Annotated in this window: 2 protein-coding genes and 1 pseudogene; 2 read left to right on the top strand and 1 reads right to left on the bottom strand. The window is 41.0% G+C overall.

Annotated elements, in window-relative coordinates; translation table 11 throughout:
- Positions 1-88: 88 nt before the first annotated feature.
- On the top strand, positions 89-1,441 hold the full coding sequence (locus tag ACGF7G_RS21580; RefSeq protein WP_387468287.1) for an IS4 family transposase: 1,353 nt from the start codon (positions 89-91) through the stop codon (positions 1,439-1,441).
- A 361-nt stretch (positions 1,442-1,802) separates the two neighbouring features.
- On the opposite strand, the pseudogene ACGF7G_RS21585 reads toward ACGF7G_RS21580, so the two are convergent.
- A pseudogene (locus tag ACGF7G_RS21585) lies at positions 1,803-2,828 on the bottom strand (IS630 family transposase).
- 1,078 nt (positions 2,829-3,906) lie between these two features.
- Here ACGF7G_RS21585 and ACGF7G_RS21590 point away from each other — a divergent pair.
- The coding region (locus tag ACGF7G_RS21590) for a formyltransferase family protein (protein ID WP_387468285.1) at positions 3,907-4,589 on the top strand (683 nt) is incomplete at its 3' end.

The raw sequence follows: 4,589 nt of genomic DNA on the forward strand, positions 1-4,589 counted from the left end.
ATCCCCTGATAAAAAATCAGGGGATTTTTTTGAATCTTTTTCTATTTTGCTGATCTTAGTAATAACTATTTCATTGAGGTACGGTAAAATGTTCCAAACTCACGCAGAACAATGGGCTTATGAGACTTTTTCTCGCGCAAATTTTGGCGATAGCCGACGAACCCAGCGTCTTATCAAATTCACTGCCTCTTTAGTCAACCATATCGGGCAATCTATTGTGCAATCACTCAAAACACCTGCGGATATTGAAGCCGCTTATCGATTTACGCGTAACCGGGCCATTGACGCAGCGGCCGGATTTGCAGCAACGGCTGAACAAGCTAAGTCCTATGACTGTTTGCTGGCATTGGAAGATACAACCTCACTGGAGTTCACTCATCAGACGGTTCGGGATGAAATGGGGTATACCGCATCACGAAAAAGTGCCACAGGCCTGCATGCCCATTCCGTTTTGCTTTTTGCCCCCAGAGAAGAACAGGTCATTGGCCTGATTGAACAAACACGCTGGACGAGAGAGCTGAGTCATTATGGCAAGAAAGCGCAACGGGCTTCCCGGCCGTATAAAGACAAGGAAAGTTATAAGTGGGAACGCGCCTCTCAGGCAACAGAAACCCGTATTGGCAGTGATATGAATAAGGTCATTTCAGTTTGTGATCGCGAGGCAGACATTATTGACTATCTGACCTATAAAATCACGCATCAGCAGCGTTTTATTGTGCGTTCAATGCAAAGCCGTTGCATTGAACAAAGCTCAAATAAACTTTATCTGTTCAGTGAATCTTTGCAGCCCGCAGATAAAAGAACCGTTCAGGTTAAACAACGAGGTGGGCGTAAGGCGCGTGAAGCTCTCTGCAACGTCCGTTACGCCCCTGTCACGCTCAAAATGCCGGCCAATAAACGAGGGGAGCCGATACCACTGTATTATGTGAGTTGCCAGGAAACGAATAACGACAAGGAGCTGAGCTGGCACATTCTGACATCGGAGCCGGTAAAAGGTAAAGAAGATGCCCACCGTATTCTGGACTACTATGAAAAACGCTGGCTCATTGAAGAGTTTCACAAAGCGTGGAAAAGTGGCGGGACACAGGCAGAAGCGCTGCGGATGCAACGTAAAGAAAATCTGGAAAAAATAGCGCTTATCGCCGTGCGTGTTCATCAATTGCGCTATGTGGGTCTCAATAGCTCAGAGGCGGAAAAACAGAGTTGTGAAACGCTATTAAACCCGCTAGCGTGGAAGTTATTGTGGGTAAAGCAAGAAAAGAAAAAGGTCCCTAAGACAGCGCCAAGTGTTTACTGGGCCTATATTAATTTGGGAAAACTAGCGGGTTGGTATGACTCAAAACGAAATGGCCGAGTGGGATGGGAAAGGCTGTGGGAAGGATGGTTCATGTTACAAACCATCCTTGAAGGTTATTTACTGTCCAAGTCTCTTGATCTATGAAATATGATCAAGAGATAGTGCTAATACAGGAAAAAAAACATTTAAAATCATTTTATTACATACTCCACACACGTATGGCAAGAATGATCCAACGGATGAGACCAGGGAGGCACTATCCACGAAAATCGATGAAACCCAGAACGCGATGGAATTCTTATGGAGCCCAGTTATGAGAGCTTAACCGAATGCCATTGTCCGGCTTACATCCCCTAATACAAATTCGCAACATCAGAAGATGTTATTTTTCTTTATTTAACTGTAACGCTTCACCTCCTTCCTACCCTGAGGTTGTCATGTCTGATGAACTCAATGTCATGAGTAATTTGGCTATTATGAAATCACAATATATACCCAAGAAACTTCAAGATGCAGTTTTTAGCACCTGAAAATGGTCGTTAATTCTAGACATCAGCGAGTCCGCTATATCAGGTAGCGTTGTGGTGAAAAATTTGAATACTTTGTCTCGAAATTCATGTTTATTAGCGAAATAACGGTTATTTCGAACATGTTCATTCATGATCTTCCATAATCGCTCTATCGGGTTTAAATTTGGGCTGTATGGCGGAAGGTAATGTAATTCAATATTGCTAACATAAGCCCAATCCTTCACAAGATGAGCTTTGTTGTAGCCTGCACCATCCACAATAAGATGAATTTTTTGATGATAGTCAGGATAAGACCTTCTTATTTCATTGAAAAAACAGCAAATGTTGTAATCATTGATAGTCTGATATTCCTGGAACACCGTACTCCCGATGGCATTGAGGTTGAGTGCGCCCAATAGATTCAGGCGAGTTCGGCTGCCTGTTGTTTTTACTGTTTTTCTCTCGCCTTTTCGCATCCAACCCTAACCGAGTTTGGTGCCTTGAGTCGGGTGAACGGCGTCAAGAAAGAGGATAGGTTCATCTTTCGCTGTGACTTTAAGATGTTCATAATATTCAATAAATTGTCTCTGTTTTTCCGCCTCGAATTTATGAGGGATCCCACAAGGTTTTTTATAAGAAAACCCCTGACGGTGTAGCCATTTATTCATGCCGGGAATGCTAAAGGTCATATTCCAGAGCTGAGCAACATAGGCCACGATTTCATGTGTGTAATGGAAAAGATTTTGAGATAAGTGGTTGATGAAAAAATCAGTTTGCTCTCAAGAAAGTAAACTATCAGAGCCCCCATTATCAGATTTAAGCTTACCTCGATTGAGGTAATCACGGATATGGCGGTCAACGGTGGTCTGATGGAGTCGCAATGCCTGGGCTATCATCACAGAACTCCAGCCTTCAGAAGCCAGAAGAATGGCTTTTATTCTATCTCGTACTTGCCCATCACGAGTGGTGTCGTGAAGACGTTCAAGTTTGATTTTTTGTTCTGACGTGATAAATATTTTCATAGTGAGAATAATGATCTCCATTTCGTATAAAATCAAGCATCTTCAATGAGTACGGGTATATATCTCTTCGTTATTGTTGTTATTTTCTATTATGTGATCTATATCTAATTATATTGTTAATTTTATTTTATTTTTTTGATTGCCAGGGTATCTCGACTGTGTATTTAGTTGTAGAGTAATTATTGAAAATATTTATTTTGATAAGAATAATAGAAGACTTAATAATGGCAATGTGTTTTCTGGTGATGATATAGGTTGATTTAATTATCCTTCATTTCATGATTTCGATTTGGGTCATATTAGATTTATTGTAAATAACTCGAGATAATTAAGAGGATACCTAATTGGGATTAATAGCCGTTTGCCGTTCTTGTGAATAAAGGGTTAACATGGACAGTGTGCAAAAACCAGCATGTACATATAATACGTGAGAACGACTCGATTCGTCTGTCCTTGGCATAGAACTAAAGTACGTGCGAAAGCTATTGCTTTTGTCTGAACGTTGACTAAGTTCGCTTTTTATTATAAAGAATGGCAAATAAAATAGCCCTATGGGATAGGCAATAAGAGTGGAAAAGTGATGGAGAAAAGTCTAAATGTATATGTTGGCAGGTATATGAAAATTGAATAATATTAAACTCTGTCCCAGCTTGCATTACGTATTAGTAAATATCGCTAGACGTTCGAAAAATCGCATTAAAGAACGATCTGACTGGAATGCGTTCGGTTGCAATCAATATTTTATCGCGTTAATTGTTATGCTGCTAACGTTATTTTGTTATTACAAAATAATATATGATAAAGTTAATTGTCATTTGTAATTTTTCCGTAGGAACAAGAATGTCGTGTTCTATTTTTACAATGAATTGGGTTATTTTTTCCATTGTCAAATAAATTAGTATTGAAGGATTGTTAATTGGCTGTTATTAACCAGGTGATGGCACAGCATCTGTGTGTCTTGAGTTAATGTCAGATATGTCTGTTTTTATTTTTTGGGGCAAGAAGTAAGAAAGAAATATTAGTGATGGTTGTCAGGAATGACAATTCTCAAATTTCAACAGATTCGTTGAGGTAATAGATGAAAGGTAATGTTACTACAGAGGAAAATGTTCTTAAAGCCGAAACTCTCTCTCAGATGTCATGTGAAAATATAACTCATAATATAAATGATACATCGATTCTATCACGCACGTGCGTTGTGGTGGGGGGGACGACTCTTGCGGTGTTCTGCGCCGAGCAAATTCAGGCCGCCGGGCATATCATACAAGCGATGCTATCTACTGATACGGTTCTACAAACGTGGGCGGCTCGACAAGGGATTGTTTGTGTGAACTCGGTTGATACATTACAAGAACAAATCACGTTACATCCTGTCGATTGGCTTTTCTCCATCGTCAATCCAATCATCTTACCGGTGTCGCTAATTGGACAGATTCGCGGCGGCGCTTTTAATTATCATGATAGTCCTTTGCCACGTTATGCGGGCAGTCATGCCACTTCCTGGGCGTTGTTAGCCCAGGAGACGCATTACGCTATTTCCTGGCACTCTATTGAAGGTGGTGTGGCTACCGGCGATATTGCTGTGCAATGGCCGGTATCGATTGAGGAACACGATAACGCTTTCTCGTTGAATCTGAAATGTTATCAGGCGGCTCAGAAAGGGTTTATTGAACTTTTGAAAGATTTGGGTCACGGCATATTGGTGACTTATCCGCAGGATCTCACGCAACGGAGCTTTTATGCTCAGTCACGTCGCCCCGA

It is taken from the genome of Photorhabdus sp. RM323S, from assembly GCF_042879375.1.
GTDB lineage: Bacteria > Pseudomonadota > Gammaproteobacteria > Enterobacterales > Enterobacteriaceae > Photorhabdus > Photorhabdus tasmaniensis.